Source organism: Nesterenkonia salmonea, from assembly GCF_005771525.1.
GTDB lineage: Bacteria > Actinomycetota > Actinomycetes > Actinomycetales > Micrococcaceae > Nesterenkonia > Nesterenkonia salmonea.
On sequence record NZ_VAVZ01000049.1, the window covers coordinates 1 to 19,094 of the forward strand.

Sequence of the window (19,094 nt, forward strand, 5' to 3'; positions counted from 1 at the left end):
TCCGGTGGGATTCACGGCCTGTCAAGCAATACCAATGGCGATAAGCCCCAAACCGCGCAATCTCTTAGGGCCTCATCTTCTGGGATGTCGCGGAACATGTTTCCCAGTGGTGCAGTCCCAAGGCCCAATTTGTTCGTCAGCAGTCGGCGAATATCACTCATGATGCTGAGCTCCTCTTAACCAATTGATGGTAGCTTCTTCGAAAATGCCGCTCCAGCAGGTGAGCTGACACTCAGGGCAACAGGAAACTTCGGCACGTTGTTCCTGCCCACAGCAAGCTGTTGCTACCCTGTCCCGGTGCTCATCATGCTTCCGCCCAGTGAGGGCAAAACGCCTCCCAGCGACTCCCACACTCCGGCAGTCGACCTCGAATCCCTTGTACTGCCCGAGTTGGCTCAGCATCGAGCGCAAGTCATGGATGCCCTCATCTGCGCCAGTAGCCGCGAGGACGCGCAACACGTTCTGAAGGTGGGTGCAAGCGTCATCGACGAGGTGGTTGCCAACAGGAAGCTGTATCGTGCACCGACCGCGCCGTCCTACGAGATCTATACAGGTGTGCTCTTCGACGCACTCAAAGTCGAGCAGCTGAACGCGCAGCAGCTTCAGCGCGCGGCCACCACCGTGCTGATCTTTTCAGGGTTGTTCGGTGTGACTGGTTTTACTGACCGAATCTCTACCTATCGCTGCTCTATGGACGTGAAGCTCCCGGAACTCGGCAACCTGGGCACCTTCTGGAAACAGCGACTTGCTGAGCCTCTCGCTGAAAAGGTCCAGGATCGGCTGGTCGTTGATTGCCGTTCTGCTTCTTATGTGAAGGCTTTCCGTCCGCCGCATAAGCAAACTCTGGCCGTCAACAGTTTCATGGAGATGGATGGCCACCGAAAGGTCGTCACACACTTCGCCAAGGCAGCACGCGGTGAACTCACCGGGATGCTCCTGAGGGCCGACTCCGCACCGGAGAGCATCGACGACGTCGCCCACATCGCCTCACAGCGTTGGAAGGTGGAAACTCGAAAGGCAGAGAAAAGCAGGCCGCATCAGCTAGATCTGATCAGCGAGAGCTAGCAGCCTGCACCCCAGTCACACGGGAGTTTCGCGAGCATCTCTGCGCTCAGTGCCGTGGGCCCGCTCAATGTCGTGGGCCCGAAGTGCCGAGAGTACAGCTCCTCGGACGACTACGTAGAGGACGGCCGCTGCGATCAGGATGCCCCCGCCCACGAACAACAGGTACGTCAAAATCCCAATCCATGCACTTCCCATACGTTTCAGGCTCTCAGATAAACAAAGCAGGGTCCAGAGCATACGCGGCGGGGTCCACCAACGGTTTGTGCTCTTCCTTCCGGCGTTTTCTATCCTTTGCTGGAACCCCGATGAGCACTGATTCCGCTGGGGCGGACTTCACCACCACAGCGTTCGCACCGACGGCCGAGTTCTCTCCAATCTCCACCGGCCCCAGTACCTTCGCTCCTGCGCCCACGGTGACACCATCGCCGAGGGTGGGGTGACGTTTGGTTTGCTCAAGTGAAGTACCGCCGAGTGTCACACCCTGATACAGCATGCAGTCATTACCGATCTCCGCAGTCTCCCCGATCACAACGCCCATACCGTGGTCGATGAAGAATCGACGTCCGATGGTAGAACCGGGGTGAATTTCTATCCCGGTCAGGCCCCGGGCGATCTGCGACAAGACGCGGGCCGGGGTCTTCAGCGGCGGAACTGACCACATCTTGTGCGCCACCCGGTGTGCCCAGATGGCGTGGAGGCCTGAGTAGGCCAATACAATCTCCGCATTGGATCGGGCAGCAGGGTCATGCTCGCGGGCAGTGGTGATGTCCTCGCGCAGACGTGAGATGAATCCCAACGGTACTTCCTTCCGACGTGCCATGCGGCAGGTGTCCCTAGCCGCGAATGTCTTCAAAGAGCATGGTGGAGATGTAACGCTCTCCGAAGTCACAGGCGACAGTCACAATGAGCTTATCCCGCATCTCTTCACGTGCTGCGAGCTTCAGGGCAGAGGCGACGTTGGCACCGGTGGAAATCCCGCCGAGGATGCCCTCTTCCCGGCCAAGTCTGCGGGCTGTCTCCAAGGACTCCTCGAGATTGGCGGTGATGACCTCGTTGTAGATGCTCCGGTCGAGAATGTCGGGGACAAAATTCGGGCCGATGCCCTGAATCTTGTGAGGCCCTGGTGACCCACCGGAGAGAATGGGGGAATCCTCCGGCTCCACAGCGACGATGTGAATGTCTGGATTGTATTCCCGCAGGCGCCGTCCTGCGCCAGTGATAGTTCCGCCGGTGCCGATGCCGAACACCAGCGCGTCGACCTCACCATCGGTGTCACGCCAGATTTCCTCGCCAGTGGTGTTGTAGTGCACCGTGGGGTTCGCTTCATTGGCAAACTGCCGGGCCCAGATGGAGTTCTCCGTCTCTTCGACAATCTGCTTGGCCTTCTCCACAGCACCGCGCATCCCTTCTGAACCTGAGGTCAGCACGATTTCGGCACCGTAGGCACGCAGCATCACGCGACGTTCGGTGGACATCGTCTCAGGCATGGTCAGCACCACCCGGTATCCACGTGCAGCGCCAACCATGGCCAAAGCGATCCCGGTATTTCCAGAAGTGCCTTCCACAATTGTTCCGCCCGGCTTCAGCACACCAGCGGCCTCCGCGGCGTCGATGATGGCGGCGCCGATGCGGTCTTTGACAGATGATGCCGGGGAGTAGAACTCCAGCTTCACCGCGACATTGCCGGGCAGGTCTGAGTCGAGCTTGTTCAGCCTGACAAGCGGAGTGTTCCCGATAGCTTCGCTGATGTTGTTGAGCATAGGCATAGGTGTTGTCCTTTCGGTGGCATGACGTTTCGTCTTGGGATACCAGACTATCCGCGCGAGATAGGCTTACGGCTATGCGGCGACTTCTTCACGAAGCCATTGGCTCCACCCAGCTCGCAACTTGGCAATCTTAGGGTCAATGATGAACTGACAGTAGCCGACACCGGGTTGCCGCGAGTGGAAGTCCTGATGCTCCGGCTCGGCCTCATACACCGGTCCCAGAGGTTCCAAAGTGGTGACAATCTGGCCGGTGAAATGCTGCTGGGCAGCGTCGATCGCTCGTTGGAACTCGGTCTTCTCGGCCTGCGACTGGTAGAACATCGCGGAGCGATACTGGGTACCGACGTCGTACCCCTGTCGGTTCAGCGTGGTGGGGTCATGCGTGGAGAAGAAGATCTCGTACAGCACCTCTGCTGGGAGCTGCTCCGGGTCAAAGGTGATCTCAACGCCCTCAGCGTGACCGGTGGTGCCTGAGCACACGGCACGGTAGTGGGCTGGGCCGCTCCCGCCGGTGTAGACGGAGCGCACATGGCTGACTCCTATGAGTCTGCGAGCAATCGAGTCGAGGCACCAAAAGCATCCTGCTGCGAGAACTACAGTCCGTTCAGTCATACCGTTGCCAACTGAAGGGCGTTGCGGTTCATTCCTGGAGCTCACGGTTCGGACAGGGTAGAAATGATGCATGGCACAAACTCCCTCATTGCAGCAGGTGCTCGACGTCGTCGAGGACCTATGGCCCACTGACCTTGCGGAGGACTGGGATGCGGTGGGGTTGGTTGCCGGCCGCCGTGACTCTGCCGTTCGCAAGATCCATTTTGCTGTGGACCCTGTATCGGATGTGGTGAACGAGGCTTGCACCGCAGATGCCGATCTTCTCATCACGCACCACCCTTTGCTGCTGCGGGGGGTCACAAGTGTCGAGGCTGGCACCTTCAAAGGTGAGGTCGTTCACCGACTTATCGAATCAGGGTGCGCCCTGTTGACCAGTCACACCAACGGCGATTCCGCAGTGGGAGGCGTCAATGACGTTCTCTGCGAGATTCTCGGTCTGGAGGACACCCGTCCGCTCTCTCCGGCGCCGGACGGCCTTCCTGAGGAAGGCCTGGGTCGAATCGGGACGCTACCGCAAGGCAGGACACTAGGAGAATTCGCGGCCGCCGTCTTTGGCATCCTCCCGGCGGTCGCGGGAGGCGTGCGCGTAGCAGGTGACCGGAACGCCTTCATTCAGAGGGTTGCGCTGTGTGGCGGCGCGGGCGACTCACTGCTCACCGCGGTCCGCGAAGCAGAAGCCGATGTTTACATCACTGCAGATCTGCGGCACCATCCCGCATCTGAGGCCAGAGAGGCCGCGAGAGGCCAAAGGCCCTACCTCATTGATGTCTCACACTTCGCCAGCGAGTGGCTGTGGCTTCCTGCAGCAGCGCAGACATTGGATCGAGCGCTGGCCGATCGAGACTTCGAGGTGGAGATCGCCGTATCCGGCATCAACACGGATCCATGGGACTTCGTCATCACTCCGGGGCACTGATACCGCCTAATGTCCACTCATTACGCTCCCTGCGACGGTAGAGTTCTCGTCTGTGACTGACCTAATTATTGAAGCTGACGGCGGTAGCCGAGGAAACCCCGGTATCGCTGGCGCAGGCGCTCTTGTCCGAGACAAAAAAGGAAAGGTGCTGGCGGCCAAGGCCCTGCCTTTGGGAAAAGCCAGCAACAATGTCGCAGAGTATTCGGGCCTCATCGCGGGCCTGGAGCTGGTTCGGGACATTGACCCCGACGCGCAGGTGGAGGTGCGCATGGACTCGAAGCTGGTGGTGGAGCAGATGAGCGGCCGTTGGAAGATCAAGCATGACGATATGAAACGCCTGGCTCACCAGGCCAGCCAGATCCTCTCCCCCATGCAAGTCACCTACACGTGGATCCCTCGAGCAAAAAATGGCGACGCCGACCGGCTCAGCAACGAGGCAATGGACGCCTCGGCTGCCGGGACACTTTGGAACCCGGCAGCCAGCGCCATTCAGGTGAACTAGTTACGCTTCCGTTTCTGTCCGGTCCCCGGACCACCGGGTGTGGAACGTACCGGGCTTGTCCACCCGCTGATAGGTGTGGGCGCCGAAGTAGTCACGCAATCCTTGAGTCAGCGCCGCCGGCAATCGGTCCCGTCGGAGCGAATCGTAGTAGGCGAGCGAGGAGCTGAACACGGGCGCTGGCACGCCGTACGTGGCTGCTGCCGCCACTACTCGGCGCCATGCAGGCAAGCATTCGCTGATCGCTTCGGTGAACTCGGGTGCCAAAAGTAGGTTCGCGGGGCGCTCCCCTGCTGGAGCCTCGTAGGCCTTCATAATCGTGTCGAGCAGATCCGCCCGGATGATGCACCCTGCACGCCAGAGGCTGGCGATCGCCCGCATATCGAGTTCCCACCCGTATTCGGCCCCGGCTGCAGTGAGCATGTCGAAGCCCTGAGCGTAAGAGACCAGTTTGGAGGCGTAGAGGGCCTTGCGGATGTCTTCCACGAAGTCCTGGCGTGAGTCACCAGATCCGTAGAGTTCCTCTGCGCTGACTGCCTCGTTGATACCTGCAGGGAAAACCTGATTGGTGATTTTCCGCAGTTCCTGCTGGGAAGAAATCGACCGGGCAAAGACCGATTCTGCGATGGTGGTGACTGGGGAGCCAACATCCATCCCGGAGATCGCCGTCCATCGACCGGTGCCTTTCTGCCCCGCAGCATCAACGATGACATCGACCAGTGGTCGGCCCGTGAGCTCATCTTCCTGCTCGAGGACCTCTGATGTGATTTCGATCAGGTAGGACGCCAGGTCGGTGGTGTTCCACTCACGGAACACCTTCGCTTGCTGGCTGGGCTCCAGGCCAGTCAAAGAACGCATCAGGTCATATGACTCACCAATGACCTGCATGTCGGCGTACTCAATACCGTTGTGGACCATTTTCACGAAGTGTCCTGCGCCGTCTGTTCCGACCCACGCGCAGCAGGGCTCCCCGTGGTATTTAGCGGCAATCTTTTCCAGCATTGGGCCCAGAGTCTGATAGGACTCTTTGGAACCGCCGGGCATGATCGAGGGCCCGTTCAGGGCGCCCTCTTCCCCGCCGGAGACTCCCACACCCACAAAGTGCAGGCCGTGCTCACGCAGGGCTGCCTCGCGGCGCCGGGTTTCTTCGTAATAGGAGTTGCCCGCATCGATGACGATGTCACCTTCGTCCAGCAGCGGTTTCAACTCATCAATGACGGCATCCACCGGTCCGCCGGCTTTGACCATGATGAGTACTCGGCGTGGTCGTTCCAGCGATTCGACCAACTCAGACAGGGACTCGGTGCGGACAAACTCGCCCTCGGATGAGTAGGAATTGATCAGCGCGTCAGTCCGCCCGACCGTCCGGTTGTGCAGGGCAACGGTGTACCCGTTCCTCGCCAGATTTCGAGCCAGATTTGCGCCCATCACGGCAAGGCCGGTTACTCCAATATCAGCGCCCATTGAATGCGTCTCCCTCAGCGGTCAGTCGGTTTCAAGTGTGTATTGCCTCACTGATCCTATCGTGTGAGGCTCCCAGCGGCGGAAGCCCGGCACGCGCTTGCCGGCGGCATTGGGCCGGAATCTCCTGGGCCACCTCGCTAAGGTCTGGCGCTTAGTCGCCCACGGCGTTGCGTCCGCGCTGAACGATGAGCGGGTCCGGTTCGCCCACCACTGCGTGGTCTTTGCCCTCGTATTCGAACTGTGACAGGAAGTGGCGCATAGCGTTGAGCCGAGCCCGCTTTTTGTCGTTGGATTTGATCGTCATCCAGGGCGCGTGGTCGGTGTCAGTGCGCCGGAACATTTCCTCTTTCGCGTCGGTGTAGGCCTCCCAACGGTCTAGGGACTCCAGATCCATTGGTGACAGTTTCCACTGCCTCACGGGGTCAATCTGCCGGATCGCGAATCGAGTCCGCTGCTCCTTCTGCGTCACAGAGAACCAGAACTTGGTCAGGTGGATGCCCGCATCGACGAGCATCTGCTCGAACCGAGGGGCCTGCTTCATGAACATCTCGTAGTCCTCATCGGAGCAGAAGCCCATCACTCGTTCCACTCCGGCCCGGTTGTACCAGGATCGGTCGAACAGCACCATCTCACCGGCGGTGGGGAGGTAATAGGCGTATCGCTGGAAGTACCACTGACCTTGTTCACGGTCAGACGGTTTCGACAGGGCCACCACGCGGGCGGTTCGTGGGTTGAGGTGCTCGGTGAAACGCTTGATGGTTCCGCCCTTTCCAGCCGCATCACGTCCTTCGAAGACGATCACGTGCTTGAGGCCAAAGTCCTCCGCCCAGTATTGGAACTTCAGGAGCTCCACCTGGAGGTGGTACTTTTCGATCTCATAGAGTTCACGGCTCATCCGCTGGTCGTAGGGGTAGTTCTCCTGCCAGGTCTCAACCGCATTTCCCTGGGGGTCGATCAGATCCGGGTCGGGTGTGTGACCGTCTTGGACGGTGTAGCCTCCGGCTCGCAGCTGGTCGATGAACTCACGAAGGTTTTGCCGAGGCTTATTGGCCTCAAGGCCCTCCCACCACTCCTGTTTGACCATTTCTGCCTGCCCTCTCTGCCGACTATGACGTTCCCGTCATGGAAGCACCTGTCTGTGAACGCCATATGAACGATGACCTATCAGCTTATAGGGCTTGCTCGCCCATCTGGCCGGCACGCGCAAGTGCTGTCAGTCGGGACACTGTCCGGTAGTACTTCTTCATATAACCACTGGAGAGCATCTCCTCGGTGAACATCTGATCAAAGGGAACGCCGGAGGCAATGAGTTTCACATCCTGGTCATAGAGCCTGTCGGCGAGAACCACGAACCGAAGTCCCAAGGATTGGCTCTCGACAGTTGTCACGTCTTTGAGGACCAGCACATCTACCCCAGTGACCAGCTGGCGGTAGCGGCTGGGGTGGACCTTGCTCAAGTGGTCACAAAGGGCATCAAAGTCGTCAACCGCGCGAGCCTGCTCTGGGTACTTTTCGGCTGCGAAGTCTTCCAACTCGTCAGTGTTCAGCGGCGACGGAGCCTCGGGCAGGCCCCGGTGTCGGTAGTCTTCACCGTCGACCCGGATCACCCGGAACTGATCAGCCAAAACCTGTATTTCGCGTTTGAAGTCATCGGCAGCAAACCTGCCCTCTCCCAGCGATCCGGGAAGCGTGTTGGAAGTAGCAGCAAGCTTCACCCCGGCGTCAGCGAGCTCACGGAGCAGCCGCGACATCAGTGTGGTGTCACCGGCGTCGTCGAGCTCAAATTCATCAATGCAGACCAGCTGGTAGTCGCTGAGCACTTCGACTGTTTTGCGGAAGCTGAGCGCTCCCACCAAGTTGGTGTACTCCACGAAGGTGCCGAATGCGCGTTCATCTTCTGGCACTCCCTGTGCCTCGGCGGAGTGATAGAGCGATGCCAGAAGGTGAGTCTTCCCGACGCCGAAACCTCCATCGAGGTATATCCCCGCGGGGCCTTGCGGCTTAGACTTGCCCCCAAAGAGCTTGCCGAAGAATGACGACGCCTGCTTCCCCACTGTGCCGGAGAACTCACGCAGCGCATTGACTGCCTTCTCCTGAGAGGGATGCTCCGGGTCTGGAATGTAACTGTCGAACGAGACATTGGAGAATCTGAACGACGGGCGCAGGCCCGCCAGAAGATCATCGACAGTTACTTGGGGCTTACGTTCGGACAGCGGCTCGACAGCAGAAGACATGCCCACCACTTTACGCCGACGTCAGGGAGTACTCTTGAGCTCTCGTCGGAGGATTTTCCCGGTACGTGATTTGGGGACCTCTCTGATGAATTCCACCTCGCGTACTTTCTTATAGGGAGCTACTCGTGAAGCCACGTAGTCCATGACCTCCTGAGCGCTGAGCTCTGCCTGTGCGCCATCTGCATCGGTGCGCAGGACAACGAACGCCTTGGGGATTTCCTCTCCGTCGGCGGTGGGGACACCAACCACAGCTGCATCGGCGATGTTCTCGTGCTCCAACAGCAACGCTTCCAGTTCAGCCGGGGGCACTTGATACCCCTTGTACTTGATGAGTTCCTTGAGGCGATCGACGACGGTGAACCACCCGTCGGAGTGATACGTCGCGATATCACCTGTGCGCAGCCAATCCTCCTCCACAATGGTGGCGTCGGTGGCTTCTGTGTTGTTGAGATAGCCCTTCATGACCATCGGTCCGCGCACCCAGATCTCACCGGCTGCCGACTCGCCTTGAGCGGGAACCTCGATGTCTTCGCCCGTTGCGGGGTCAACCAAGCGGGATTCAACATTCGGAATGGCTGGTCCAATCGAGCCACCGGGGTAGGTGCCGTCGCCGAAAGGTGCCAGATGGCTCACTGGCGAAAGCTCAGTCATGCCGTACCCCTGACCGACCTCGCAGCCCAGCCGGTCGGACACTAAGCGGGCGGTCGCATCGTCCAGAGGAGCGGCACCGCACAGGATAGACGTCAGCGAATGAGTGTCGTACGTGTCGACCAGTGGATGCTTGGCCAGAGCCACTGCGATCGGCGGGGCAATGAATGAGACCTCAATAGCGTGGTCCTGAATGATCCGTAGGAACTGCTCGAGGTCAAAGGAAGCCATTGTCACCACTTGCGCACGCTTGAACAGCCCGAAGTGCATCAGCACTGTCAGCCCATAGATGTGAAACATCGGCAGGACCGCCTGGATTGGGGAGCCGGGGCGGACAGGTATCAGGTTCTGAATCTGGCATGTGTTGGCCACGAGATTGCGGTGAGTGAGCATCACTCCCTTGGGCGTTCCCGTTGTCCCGGAGGAGAAGGGCAGAACGGCTATGTGCTCATCGGGATCTATTGTGATCTCGGGCGCAGGGTGCCGCTCCTTGAGCAAAGCCTCCAAAGAGGGGTGTTCTCCGTCGTCGTCCATCACTATGATGTGCTCAGAGCTGAATCCTGCGTCCTCGGCCCCGCTCACCGCTCTTTCGGCTAGTGCTTTTACGGTGACCAGCAGCGTCGCGCCGGAGGCCTTGATCTGCTTGGTGACATCGCCGGCGGTGTACATCGAGTTCACAGTGGTGGCAGTGGCACCGCTGCGCAGGATCCCATGGAACGCCACAACAAACTCCGGAATATTCGGAGCCATCAGCGCCACTGTGTCACCAACTCCTATGCCACGCGCAGCCAAGGCACCCGCGAAGAGGTCCACATTGCGCTTGAGAGTTCCGTAGCTGATTTCCCGGCCTGTTTCGCCTTCAATGAGGGCTGTCCGGGCAGCGTCTTCAGTGGAGAGCGATCCGAAGAGCAGCTCGTAGATGCTGACCTTGGGAATCTCCACCGGAGCATGGGGACTTTCAATGATCATCACGCGACCTCCTTGTCAGCTACGGATGTGAGTGGGATCACTATAACAGTGTGTGGGCCTACAGGGACTAGGCTTAACCCATGACTGACGATCCGAATCTTCCCTCGGCCCTCGCAGAGATCGCTGAGGACTTTCACTCGGTGAGCGACCGGGAACGATTGGAGCTTCTGCTCGACTTCTCCCGGGAACTACCTGACCTGCCCCAGAAATACGGAGATAACTACGCGGAGTCGATGGAGCAGGTAGTGGAGTGCCAGTCTCCCCTGTTTCTGGCTATTGAGTATGACGACGCCGGCAAAGTTGAGTTGGTTTTCGCCGCACCCGCGGAGGCGCCCACAACCCGTGGATTCGCATCAATCCTGCAGCAGGGCTTGTCCGGGCTCAGCGGCGAAGAGATTCTCGCGGTTCCAGATGACCTTCATCAGCGGCTGGGGTTGGCGAAAGCCATCACACCGCTGCGTCTGCGGGGAATGGCAGCCATGTTGAGGCGGATCAAGCACAACATTCGACAGCAGATGGCCACCGCCCAGTGAGCAAGGTCCCTTCATGGCTGGTGACGCGGCCTGTGGCACACCGAGGGCTGCACGGCGACGGCAGGCCTGAGAATACGCTGGCCGCCTTCGAAGCCGCCGTCCAGGCAGGACTTCCGATCGAACTTGACGTCCAGCTGACTGCCGATCACAAGATGGTCGTCCACCACGACACTGATCTGAAGAGACTGTCTGGCCGGGATGAACGGGTGCGTGACATGACGGTGGACCAGCTCCGAAATATTCGTATCGCTGGCACGGATCAGCATCCACCGTCACTGTCCGAAACTCTCGACTACATTGACGGGCGAGTGCCGATCCTGCTCGAAATCAAGGCTGGAGACCTGCGTTATCTCCGAGCCTCTGCCACCGGTGCGGCAGTCCGCGACTATGCAGGCCCGCTGGCCGTTCAGTCGTTCGATCCCTTTATCGTCGCGTGGTTCCACCGCAACGCACCTGAAGTGGTCCGAGGGCAACTGGCTGGCAGCTTGGCCGATGTGCGCTCCATTGGGTGGGGCACTCGGCTACTCCTGCAAAACTTGGCCCTTACCACGGTCTCGCGACCACATTACGTGGGCTATGAGTTTGGTGTCACCACCCGGATGAGGTCATGGCTCATCCGCCGAAAATGGCCGCTGATTCTGTGGACTATCACCACGCGCCACGATATGGATCAAGCTCTTGAGCTCGCAGACAACGTGATTTTTGAGGGTTTCGACCACTCAGGGTGAGTTGCCCGGCAGGGGCGCGCTGAACAAATCAGTGACCCATTCGTATACTGCCGTCTCCCAACGCCCCGGGTCGCAGTTCCATTCTTTGACATGGCGTGCCTGGTGGAACGGGACAAAACGCACCAGCCGGTTCCGCTCAGCCAATTCCCGGCTGGGCTGATAGGGAACGACTTCATCATCCACACTGTGCAGGATGAGAGTTCGGGTGTGCAGCTGGTCGGAACGGGCAATCCAATTGAGTGCCTTCAGATCCAAAGGTGCCGCCAAACCTGTCACTTTGCGTCCGGCTTCGTTGGAGAGGAGCCATTGTGAGAGCTGACCCACTGGTTCAGGAACGCGGCGCGCCCGAGCCTGGTGGCTCAGAACATCAATCCAGTCGATCACTGGCCCGGTGAGCACCATTCCCCGTATACGAGGGGTCAGCCGGGACTGATCGGCTGTTTGCAGCGCCACCGCTCCCCCCATAGACCAGCCGAAGAGGACCACGTCCTCGGCGCCGTGGTCAAGGGCGTACTGGACCGCCACTTCGATATCTTCCCACTCCGTCACGCCGAGACCGTAGAGTCCATCTGGTCCGGCAGGGGCCACCCCGTCATTGCGGTAGGACACCAAGAGCGATTCCAAGCCAAGTGCACGGGCCGCATTGAGAGCTTTGATGCCCTCCACCCGTGTTCCAGTGCGGCCGTGTACCATCACGCCCCAGACCTTTTTGTCGGCCAGCGGACCATCTGGGTTGTGGTTCGGCACGTACCATGCCGGAGCCGGGCCCACTGGCAGATCCAGCGTGACATCGGTGTAGTCGAAACCGGCCTCTGCGGGATCGCGATACAGCGCGGAGCTGATGAACGCCGACCGCGTCTTGCGCAGATCACCACCGTTGACCCCTAAAACTCTCCGGGTGACAGTTCCATGCTTCGGTTCAAGTGAGGTGATCTCACCGATCTGCGCTACAGATCTGCCGCGATCAAAGTGTAGCCCGTAGGTCCCCTCCACCACAGTGTCGGCTGTCACGGGGAGGATGACTTGAAGCCCGTCAGAGTCTTCGATGACGGCGAGAACCTCAAGATCTTCTGTCTCGTCATGGACGGGGGTGACAACCACGCGGGCCAAGTATGCGGAAGCACTGGACATGATTCCAGCCAGTGCGGTGCCAACAGCAAGACCCGTTCCTACACCTAAGAGTGCGGCGCGTATCCACGGCGTAGGCTCCGGTTCTCGGCTCACCCCATGCAGCAACTGCAGCATCTTCCGATCTGCTGTGACCTGGGCCAGTTCGGCCGCATCAACGGTCCGTCTCCAGGTTCGCCTGAGCTCAGCTTCCATAGTCCTCCCACTGTCCCCGACCTCTCACCTACTGTACGTCGCGCTCAGTGAAGACCCCTAAACTGGTCCCATGCAGAACGATCCATTCCGCAATAAGCTCAACGATTTTGAGTTCCACGTCCTACGCCAAGGAGGCACCGAAAGGCCCTACACCGGAGAGTACTGGGACAACAAAGAACCCGGCACATACTTCTGCAAGGCCTGTGGCGCCAAGCTCTTTGAGTCTGAGACGAAGTTCGACTCCCGTTGCGGATGGCCGAGCTTCTTTAAGCCTGCAGAGGACTCCAACGTGACGTATGTGAACGACTCAAGCATGGGGATGACCCGTATTGAGGTCCAGTGCGGTTCCTGTGCCTCTCATTTGGGGCATGTGTTCGAAGGAGAAGGCTTCAACACTCCGACCGACCTGCGCTACTGCATCAACTCTGCCTCGATGACGTTTGAACCTGCCGCTGATACCGACGGCACGGTGGCCGCCTGAGATGGGAAAACAACGTTCTTCCGGAACGCACCTTGATCCGAGTTTCGCCTCCGACAACGTCGCGGGCGTCAGCCCCAGCATTCTGACCGCGCTCGGTGAGGCGAACCAGTCTGCGGCCGTCCCCTACGGCGGTGACACCACCTCGGCGCAACTGCTGGAGTGGACCAAGTCTGAGTTCGGTTCTCAGGCTGAAATCTACCCAGTTTTCAACGGCACGGGTGCCAACGTCGTCGCCCTTCAGGCAATGCTGCCCAGGTGGGGTGCCGCTATATGCAGCATCGGAGCTCATCTGAACAATGATGAAGGCGCCGCGCCAGAACGTTTGGGGGCCATCAAGCTCCTTCCCCGGCCCGCATCTGAAGGCAAACTCACTTCAGCTGACATTGAGGCAGAACTGGGCGCGATGGGATTCGTGCATGCTGCTCAGCCACTTGCGGTCACTGTGACCCAGTCCACCGAGGTCGGAACTCTCTACAGTCTCGAAGAACTCGCCACGGTGGCCGCAACGGCCCACAGGCACGGCATGGGCGTTCACATTGACGGTGCGCGACTGTCCAATGCCGCAGCCGCACTCGGTGTAGGAATCGGAGAGCTGGTGGCTCACTCCGGCGCGGATGTGGTCTCGCTCGGCGGGACGAAGAACGGCGCCCTGGCCGCTGAGGCTGTGGTGGTGATCAACCCCGACCGGGTCGCAGGGATGGGATACATCCGGAAATACTCCATGCAATTGGCCAGCAAACAGCGTTTTATCGCCGCACAGCTTCTCGAGCTCTTCAGCACAGAGCTGTGGCACCGCAATGCTCACCATGCAAATACGCAGGCTGCCAGGCTCGGCGAGCGACTCCAGGCCTTGGAAGGGGTGCATGTTCAGGCCCAACCGTCAGTGAATGCAGTCTTCCCTGAAGTCCCTGTGGACATGGCAGCGCGGATTCAGAGCACCTATCTGGCCCACACCTGGGACACTGCGCCGTCAGGGAACCCGGTCTTGCGCCTGATGTGCTCCTGGGAAACGACGGATGAGCAGATCGATGACCTCATGAGCTGCGCTGCTGCCTCAGAGCTGGTGCACGAGCGCGGATGACCTCCCGCTCCGCCGTAGTGCGGCGTGCCTGACCCGGTACCGCGGGGGATTTCCATAGTCTTAGGTGGTGAGCGTATTCGGCCCCCTCGCCGGAAGCCCAGCGCGGCCGGCCTCCAGCATCGACGAAGTGCCTGCCCTGTTCCGCAGTGCCATCGATCAGTTGCGCGAAGCGTCTCCGCGGGCCGATGCGGTTGTCGAAGAAGTTCCTGCCCCGGTGAAACTGGCTCCATACTCTGTCGCTCTAGGCGCCGAAATTGCCGACCACCCCGCCACTGGACGGTTCATTCTGCTGCACGATCCAGCAGGCCAACAGTCATGGGGCGGAACGTTTCGGGTCGTCATTTATATCCGGGCGGAACTGGAGCCGGAAATGGGCAATGATCCACTGCTAGCTTCTGTCGCGTGGACATGGTTAAGCGATTCACTTGCCCAACACGGCGTCAACCACTCACACGCAGGTGGCACAGCAACCCGGATCCTGTCAGAGTCATTCGGGGCCCTAGGACGTCGGGAAGCGACCAATGATGTGGAACTGCGTGCCTCCTGGACCCCGGAAGACGCGCACTTCGGACCGCATCTGGAAGCTTGGGCAGATATGGTCTGCTCCTTCGCCGGACTCCCTCCGCTGCCCGACGGCGTCGTCGCCCTGCCGCATATCCGGAGAGGCTGATGGTGGTATCTGAGCCTGAAGAACTTCCTCTGATCACTGAGCCAGACGGCGGTGTGCCGCCTGTGATTGACAGCGAGCGAGGGCTTTTGCGCGCCGCTGAGGCTTTGGCCGCAGGGCATGGACCGGTCGCGGTGGACGCCGAACGCGCTTCTGGGTTCCGTTACGGGCAGCGCGCTTTCCTTGTGCAGCTCAAGCGTGCCAACTCCGGTATCTGGCTCATCGACCCTGAGCCATTCCAAACACTCGAACCCATTCAGGAGGCGCTCAAAGACTCAGAGTGGATTCTTCACGCTGCGACACAAGATCTCCCCTGCCTAGCGGAATTGGGTATGCGCCCAGATCAGATCTTCGACACCGAGCTCGCCGCTCGGCTAGCAGGATTGCCACGGGTGGGTCTCGGTGCGGTGGTCGAGCACCTTCTGGGATTACGGCTTGCCAAGGAGCACTCCGCCGCTGATTGGTCTCGGCGGCCACTGCCCGCAGAGTGGCTGCGCTACGCCGCACTCGATGTTGAACTGCTGATGTCCCTACGTGAGGAACTTTCGACCCTCCTAGCAGCACAGGGCAAAACACAGTGGGCGCAGCAAGAGTTCGAACACCTCCGCTTTTTCGAACCAACTGCTGTGCCCAGAGCCGACCGTTGGAGGAAGACATCGGGACTGAGCAAGTTGGGCTCACCACGGAAGATGGCTGTCCTCCGCGAGCTCTGGAACGAGAGAGAATCGCTGGCTGAGAACCGTGATGTCGCACCAACACACCTGCTGCCGGACCGCGCTCTGGTGGCCGCGGCGGATGCTCTGCCACGCACAGTGCCACAGCTCACCGGTGTGCCTGGATTTCAGGGCCGTGCAGCAAAGCGGGAAGCGCCGCGGTGGCTGCGGGCCATCCAAGCGGGAGCGGCCACCGAGGACCTTCCGTCACGGCAGCGCTCGACCGGCACTCCTCCCCCGCCGCGCACCTGGAAAGACCGCAATCCTTTGGCTTTCAGGCGGTTCCGCACCGCCCGGGAACGGTTGGGACGACGCGCTGAACAACTCCAGATGATGCCGGAGTCGCTGCTTGCCCCAGCGGTTCTCAAGCAAATCTGCTGGAACCCGCCGGCCGTCATCGATCCAGAGACTGTGGCGGCCACTCTGAAGCAGCATGGGGCCCGCCCATGGCAGATCGAGCAAACCTCGGCAATCATTACCGTTGCCATGCTTGACCCTGAAGAACTGACCGACCTCTAATACGCGATGGCCAGCAGTATTACTGGTGGGTAGTATGTGATGCGGAACGCATCTTGCCCACTTCACTACAGGAGGCCACCGTTGTCCGCCGACTTCTCAAACTACCGTCATCTGACCGAAAGCTTTCCGCACGAAATGGTGACGCAGTCACATGTTGAAGATATTCAGCTCCCTGGGAGCGCCGGCACTTTGGCCCTGATCCGGCTCGACAATCATGAGGACAAGCGCCCCAACACACTGGGGCCCGGCTCACTTATCGCCTTCGGCGAAGCTGTCAGCGCCCAGTATTCACGAGCGGAATCCGGTGAGATCTCAGCGCTCGGTGTGACCGGCAAGCCAGGAGTCTTCGCCGCCGGTGCAGATATCGTCTCAGCTCGCGAACTGTCAGAAACGCAGCACGGCATTGCCCTGGCAGAGCTGGGCCACACGGTCTTCAACCTTCTCGAAGACTTCCCACTGCCTACGTTCGGTTTCATCAATGGTTCGGCCCTCGGCGGAGGTTTGGAGGTCGCACTGCCGGCTGATTACCGCACCGTCTCCGCCTCCACTCAAGCGATTGGTCTCCCTGAGGCATTCCTGGGTCTGGTCCCCGGATGGGGCGGTATCTACCGCCTGCCCAAGTTGATCGGACCTGAGGCTGCAGCACACGTCATTTTCGTCAACGCGCTCAACAACAACAAGACGCTCAACGGCACCAAAGCCTTCGAGATCGGCATCGCGGATGCTCTCTTCGAGGATTCATCCTTCGAGCAGGAGTCACTGGAATGGGCAGCCAAGATCCTCAGTGATGACGACGACGCCTCAGCTGCACTCGCCGAGCACCGCACTCACGAATCCGACGGCGACGCGTGGTCTCGGGCAGTCAAGACCGCCGAAGAGAGTGTCGCAGCGAAAACCGGTGCCTCCGCACCAGGGCCTCTGCGTGCCCTGGAGATTTTCCGTCAGGTGCCCCACAATTCCCGCGATGAGGATCGAGAGCTGGAAGTTGACGCACTCGGCGTCCTGCTCGTCAGTCACGAATTCAAGAACGTCGTCTACGGATTCATGGAACTCGTTCAGAAGCGCGCAAAAAAACCCGCGGGAGTGCCGCAGGTGAGACCTCGCTCAGTTCGCCGCGTCGGAGTCGTCGGGGCGGGCCTGATGGCCTCCCAACTGGCCCTGGTTTTTGCCCAGCAGTTACGCGTACCCGTAGTGATCAGTGATATTGATCAGGAGCGTGTGGACCGAGGGCTGTCCTACATCGCAGAGCAGAACGCCAAGCAAGTGAAGAAGGGTCGGCTGACACAGGATCAGGCGGATTCACTCACTGGTCTCGTCACTGGTTCCACGGATAAATCGGTCTACGCAGATGCCGACTTCGTGATTGAAGCCGTTTTCGAAGAAATCGGCGTGAAGAAGCAGGTCTTCGCAGAGTTGGAGGAGATTGTCTCTCCCGAAACCATCCTGGCGACCAATACGTCATCACTTTCCGTGACTGAGATGGCGGCAGATCTCAAACACCCAGAACGGGTGATCGGTTTCCATTTCTTCAACCCCGTGCAGGTCATGCCGCTGGTGGAGATCGCCCGGACTTCCCAGACTGCAGAGGAGCCGATCGCTACAGCCTTTGACCTTGCCGCGACCTTGCGGAAAACCCCAGTTCTGACCAAGGACACCACCGCCTTCGTCGTCAACCGTCTGCTGCTGCGGCTCATGGCCGAGGTCCAGAAGGCTTTCGACCACGGAACTGATGCTCGAACGGCTGACGAAGCGCTGAAGCCCCTCGGGCTCCCTATGTCACCATTTGAGCTGCTAGCGATGGTGGGCTTGCCAGTGGCTCAGCATGTCACCGAATCGCTCAACAACAGTTACGGAGACAGGTTCTACGTCTCACCGAACGTTCAGTCCCTCATCGAGCACGACGTGACAGAGGTGTGGAGCACCGACGAGTCGGGGGCCAAGCACATCAAAGACTCAACCCTGGAACTGATGAACTTCGGCGACTCACCCAAATCATCGGAGCAGGTATTGACCATCGTCCTCGAAGCTCTAGCTGAAGAGATCGGCCTCATGCTGAAGGACGAGGTGGTTGCTTCCCCCAAGGACATCGATCTGTGCATGATTCTGGGGGCCGGCTGGCCGTTCCACCGTGGTGGGATCACCCCCTACCTGGATCAACAGGGAATCAGCCAGCGTGTCAACGGCTCCACGTTTCATGGCTGAGCCGCATCAGCGCGCTGTCTCATGCCGATGAGAACCGCAGCTTCATTCCGGCGTCACTTTGACCTCAATGTGGCGCCGGTGTGAAACGGTGAGGGAATCAGCCCCTGACGCACTGCGCTGATAAACATTTCAATCCTTGTCTGCGATCCCAGTTTTCTATTGAGTCTTGTGATGTAGGTGTTCACAGTGGTCAGTTGAAGTACAAGTTCCTCGGCTATCTCTCGATTTGTCAGCCCGCGACTGACTCCTTTCAGGACGCTGAGTTCACGTCCACTGACTCGGGGTGACGTGACGAGACGTCTCAGGAATCCCCTGACCTCATCTGGCGAATTTACCTCTTCAAGCTGAAGCATCACTGCGATCTCCGGAGCAAAGATTATGTCCCCCTGATGAACCTGCCGTATTGCCCGGAGCAGGACGTGGGCCTGACAACACTTGGTGATGAATCCGTGAGCACCGGCACGCAACGAGCGGAGCACGTCCTGTTCAGAGTCCAACGCGGAAAGCACCAGCACTCTCGCATCAGTGGAGCGTGTGATCTCAAAGGTGGCGCTGATTCCATCTTTGATGGGCAGATTAAGGTCCATCAGGATCACATCCGGTTTCAGTTGTCGACGACGCGTGAATACTGAACACCTAGCGACGGATGAATTCTGGACATCCGGACCATGCTA

20 protein-coding genes are annotated in these 19,094 nt (G+C 59.6%); 10 read left to right on the forward strand and 10 right to left on the reverse strand.

The window, feature by feature from the left end; translation table 11 throughout:
* The first annotated feature begins 306 nt into the window (after window positions 1-306).
* Complete coding sequence (locus FEF26_RS13740) at window positions 307-1,065, forward strand: YaaA family protein (protein WP_243730601.1); 759 nt, start codon at window positions 307-309, stop codon at window positions 1,063-1,065.
* Window positions 1,066-1,080: 15 nt separating this feature from the next.
* Here the strand turns inward: FEF26_RS13740 and FEF26_RS13745 are convergent, their stop codons facing one another.
* The 4 genes from FEF26_RS13745 to msrA form a co-directional block, all read right to left on the reverse strand.
* Window positions 1,081-1,260: a hypothetical protein gene (locus FEF26_RS13745; RefSeq protein ID WP_138254113.1), complete on the reverse strand. Its 180-nt coding sequence runs from the start codon at window positions 1,258-1,260 to the stop codon at window positions 1,081-1,083.
* A gap of 13 nt (window positions 1,261-1,273) precedes the next feature.
* Window positions 1,274-1,861, reverse strand: coding sequence for a serine O-acetyltransferase EpsC (gene epsC, locus FEF26_RS13750; protein ID WP_138254130.1), 588 nt, complete (start codon window positions 1,859-1,861; stop codon window positions 1,274-1,276).
* A gap of 37 nt (window positions 1,862-1,898) precedes the next feature.
* A complete protein-coding gene (cysK, locus tag FEF26_RS13755; protein ID WP_138254114.1) occupies window positions 1,899-2,831 on the reverse strand; it encodes a cysteine synthase A in 933 nt (310 codons plus the stop codon).
* Between the two features lie 72 nt (window positions 2,832-2,903).
* Entirely contained in the window at window positions 2,904-3,443 is a 540-nt protein-coding gene (gene msrA, locus FEF26_RS13760) for a peptide-methionine (S)-S-oxide reductase MsrA (protein ID WP_138254115.1), read from the reverse strand.
* A 70-nt stretch (window positions 3,444-3,513) separates the two neighbouring features.
* Between msrA and FEF26_RS13765 the strand changes: the two genes are divergently transcribed.
* Both FEF26_RS13765 and FEF26_RS13770 read left to right on the forward strand, forming a co-directional pair.
* Window positions 3,514-4,359 (forward strand): Nif3-like dinuclear metal center hexameric protein, encoded by an 846-nt coding sequence (locus tag FEF26_RS13765; RefSeq protein ID WP_138254116.1) that lies wholly within the window; start codon window positions 3,514-3,516, stop codon window positions 4,357-4,359.
* A gap of 52 nt (window positions 4,360-4,411) precedes the next feature.
* A complete protein-coding gene (locus tag FEF26_RS13770; RefSeq protein ID WP_341805154.1) occupies window positions 4,412-4,861 on the forward strand; it encodes a reverse transcriptase-like protein in 450 nt (149 codons plus the stop codon).
* On the opposite strand, the gene gndA is transcribed toward FEF26_RS13770, so the two are convergent.
* From gndA to FEF26_RS13790, 4 genes are all read right to left on the reverse strand, one after another.
* Window positions 4,862-6,322 carry an NADP-dependent phosphogluconate dehydrogenase gene (gene gndA / locus FEF26_RS13775; RefSeq protein WP_138254117.1) on the reverse strand — a complete coding sequence of 487 codons (1,461 nt, stop codon included), beginning with the start codon at window positions 6,320-6,322 and terminating at the stop codon, window positions 4,862-4,864.
* Between the two features lie 151 nt (window positions 6,323-6,473).
* Complete coding sequence (gene ppk2 / locus FEF26_RS13780; RefSeq protein WP_138254118.1) at window positions 6,474-7,406, reverse strand: polyphosphate kinase 2; 933 nt, start codon at window positions 7,404-7,406, stop codon at window positions 6,474-6,476.
* 85 nt (window positions 7,407-7,491) lie between these two features.
* Window positions 7,492-8,556 carry a cell division protein ZapE gene (gene zapE, locus FEF26_RS13785; protein WP_138254119.1) on the reverse strand — a complete coding sequence of 355 codons (1,065 nt, stop codon included), beginning with the start codon at window positions 8,554-8,556 and terminating at the stop codon, window positions 7,492-7,494.
* 21 nt (window positions 8,557-8,577) lie between these two features.
* A complete protein-coding gene (locus FEF26_RS13790) occupies window positions 8,578-10,173 on the reverse strand; it encodes an AMP-binding protein (protein ID WP_138254120.1) in 1,596 nt (531 codons plus the stop codon).
* 80 nt (window positions 10,174-10,253) lie between these two features.
* Between FEF26_RS13790 and FEF26_RS13795 the strand changes: the two genes are divergently transcribed.
* The gene (locus FEF26_RS13795; protein WP_138254121.1) at window positions 10,254-10,706 is read left to right on the forward strand and encodes a SufE family protein; all 453 of its coding nucleotides are present in this window, start codon (window positions 10,254-10,256) and stop codon (window positions 10,704-10,706) included.
* Window positions 10,707-10,726: 20 nt separating this feature from the next.
* Window positions 10,727-11,434 (forward strand): glycerophosphodiester phosphodiesterase family protein, encoded by a 708-nt coding sequence (locus tag FEF26_RS15795; RefSeq protein ID WP_166433047.1) that lies wholly within the window; start codon window positions 10,727-10,729, stop codon window positions 11,432-11,434.
* On the opposite strand, the gene FEF26_RS13805 is transcribed toward FEF26_RS15795, so the two are convergent.
* Entirely contained in the window at window positions 11,426-12,757 is a 1,332-nt protein-coding gene (locus FEF26_RS13805; RefSeq protein WP_138254123.1) for an alpha/beta hydrolase family protein, read from the reverse strand. The two genes, FEF26_RS15795 and FEF26_RS13805, sit on opposite strands and share 9 nt — an antisense overlap.
* A gap of 70 nt (window positions 12,758-12,827) precedes the next feature.
* On the opposite strand from FEF26_RS13805, the gene msrB reads away from it, so the two are divergent.
* The 5 genes from msrB to FEF26_RS13830 all read left to right on the forward strand — a co-directional run bounded on the left by msrB (window position 12,828) and on the right by FEF26_RS13830 (window position 18,420).
* The gene (gene msrB, locus FEF26_RS13810; RefSeq protein ID WP_138254124.1) at window positions 12,828-13,238 is read left to right on the forward strand and encodes a peptide-methionine (R)-S-oxide reductase MsrB; all 411 of its coding nucleotides are present in this window, start codon (window positions 12,828-12,830) and stop codon (window positions 13,236-13,238) included.
* A 1-nt stretch (window position 13,239) separates the two neighbouring features.
* On the forward strand, window positions 13,240-14,319 hold the full coding sequence (locus FEF26_RS13815) for a threonine aldolase family protein (RefSeq protein ID WP_138254125.1): 1,080 nt from the start codon (window positions 13,240-13,242) through the stop codon (window positions 14,317-14,319).
* A gap of 67 nt (window positions 14,320-14,386) precedes the next feature.
* A complete protein-coding gene (locus FEF26_RS13820; protein ID WP_138254126.1) occupies window positions 14,387-14,989 on the forward strand; it encodes a DUF3000 domain-containing protein in 603 nt (200 codons plus the stop codon).
* Window positions 14,989-16,218: an HRDC domain-containing protein gene (locus tag FEF26_RS13825; RefSeq protein ID WP_138254127.1), complete on the forward strand. Its 1,230-nt coding sequence runs from the start codon at window positions 14,989-14,991 to the stop codon at window positions 16,216-16,218. The genes FEF26_RS13820 and FEF26_RS13825 overlap by 1 nt, the downstream gene beginning before the upstream one ends.
* 135 nt (window positions 16,219-16,353) lie before the next feature.
* Window positions 16,354-18,420: a 3-hydroxyacyl-CoA dehydrogenase NAD-binding domain-containing protein gene (locus FEF26_RS13830; RefSeq protein WP_424991746.1), complete on the forward strand. Its 2,067-nt coding sequence runs from the start codon at window positions 16,354-16,356 to the stop codon at window positions 18,418-18,420.
* A 53-nt stretch (window positions 18,421-18,473) separates the two neighbouring features.
* On the opposite strand, the gene FEF26_RS13835 is transcribed toward FEF26_RS13830, so the two are convergent.
* Window positions 18,474-19,028 (reverse strand): response regulator, encoded by a 555-nt coding sequence (locus FEF26_RS13835; protein WP_279536497.1) that lies wholly within the window; start codon window positions 19,026-19,028, stop codon window positions 18,474-18,476.
* Window positions 19,029-19,094: the final 66 nt, after the last annotated feature.

Coding starts and splice junctions, on each gene's coding strand:
- FEF26_RS13795 (WP_138254121.1), top strand. CDS start 10,254: ATGACTGACGATCCGAATCTTCCCTCGGCCCTCGCAGAGATCGCTGAG.
- msrA (WP_138254115.1), bottom strand. CDS start 3,443: ATGACTGAACGGACTGTAGTTCTCGCAGCAGGATGCTTTTGGTGCCTC.
- FEF26_RS13745 (WP_138254113.1), bottom strand. CDS start 1,260: ATGGGAAGTGCATGGATTGGGATTTTGACGTACCTGTTGTTCGTGGGC.
- msrB (WP_138254124.1), top strand. CDS start 12,828: ATGCAGAACGATCCATTCCGCAATAAGCTCAACGATTTTGAGTTCCAC.
- FEF26_RS13790 (WP_138254120.1), bottom strand. CDS start 10,173: ATGATCATTGAAAGTCCCCATGCTCCGGTGGAGATTCCCAAGGTCAGC.
- FEF26_RS13765 (WP_138254116.1), top strand. CDS start 3,514: ATGGCACAAACTCCCTCATTGCAGCAGGTGCTCGACGTCGTCGAGGAC.
- FEF26_RS13815 (WP_138254125.1), top strand. CDS start 13,240: ATGGGAAAACAACGTTCTTCCGGAACGCACCTTGATCCGAGTTTCGCC.
- zapE (WP_138254119.1), bottom strand. CDS start 8,556: ATGTCTTCTGCTGTCGAGCCGCTGTCCGAACGTAAGCCCCAAGTAACT.
- cysK (WP_138254114.1), bottom strand. CDS start 2,831: ATGCCTATGCTCAACAACATCAGCGAAGCTATCGGGAACACTCCGCTT.
- FEF26_RS13740 (WP_243730601.1), top strand. CDS start 307: ATGCTTCCGCCCAGTGAGGGCAAAACGCCTCCCAGCGACTCCCACACT.
- gndA (WP_138254117.1), bottom strand. CDS start 6,322: ATGGGCGCTGATATTGGAGTAACCGGCCTTGCCGTGATGGGCGCAAAT.
- FEF26_RS13805 (WP_138254123.1), bottom strand. CDS start 12,757: ATGGAAGCTGAGCTCAGGCGAACCTGGAGACGGACCGTTGATGCGGCC.
- FEF26_RS13830 (WP_424991746.1), top strand. CDS start 16,354: ATGGTGACGCAGTCACATGTTGAAGATATTCAGCTCCCTGGGAGCGCC.
- FEF26_RS13825 (WP_138254127.1), top strand. CDS start 14,989: ATGGTGGTATCTGAGCCTGAAGAACTTCCTCTGATCACTGAGCCAGAC.
- ppk2 (WP_138254118.1), bottom strand. CDS start 7,406: ATGGTCAAACAGGAGTGGTGGGAGGGCCTTGAGGCCAATAAGCCTCGG.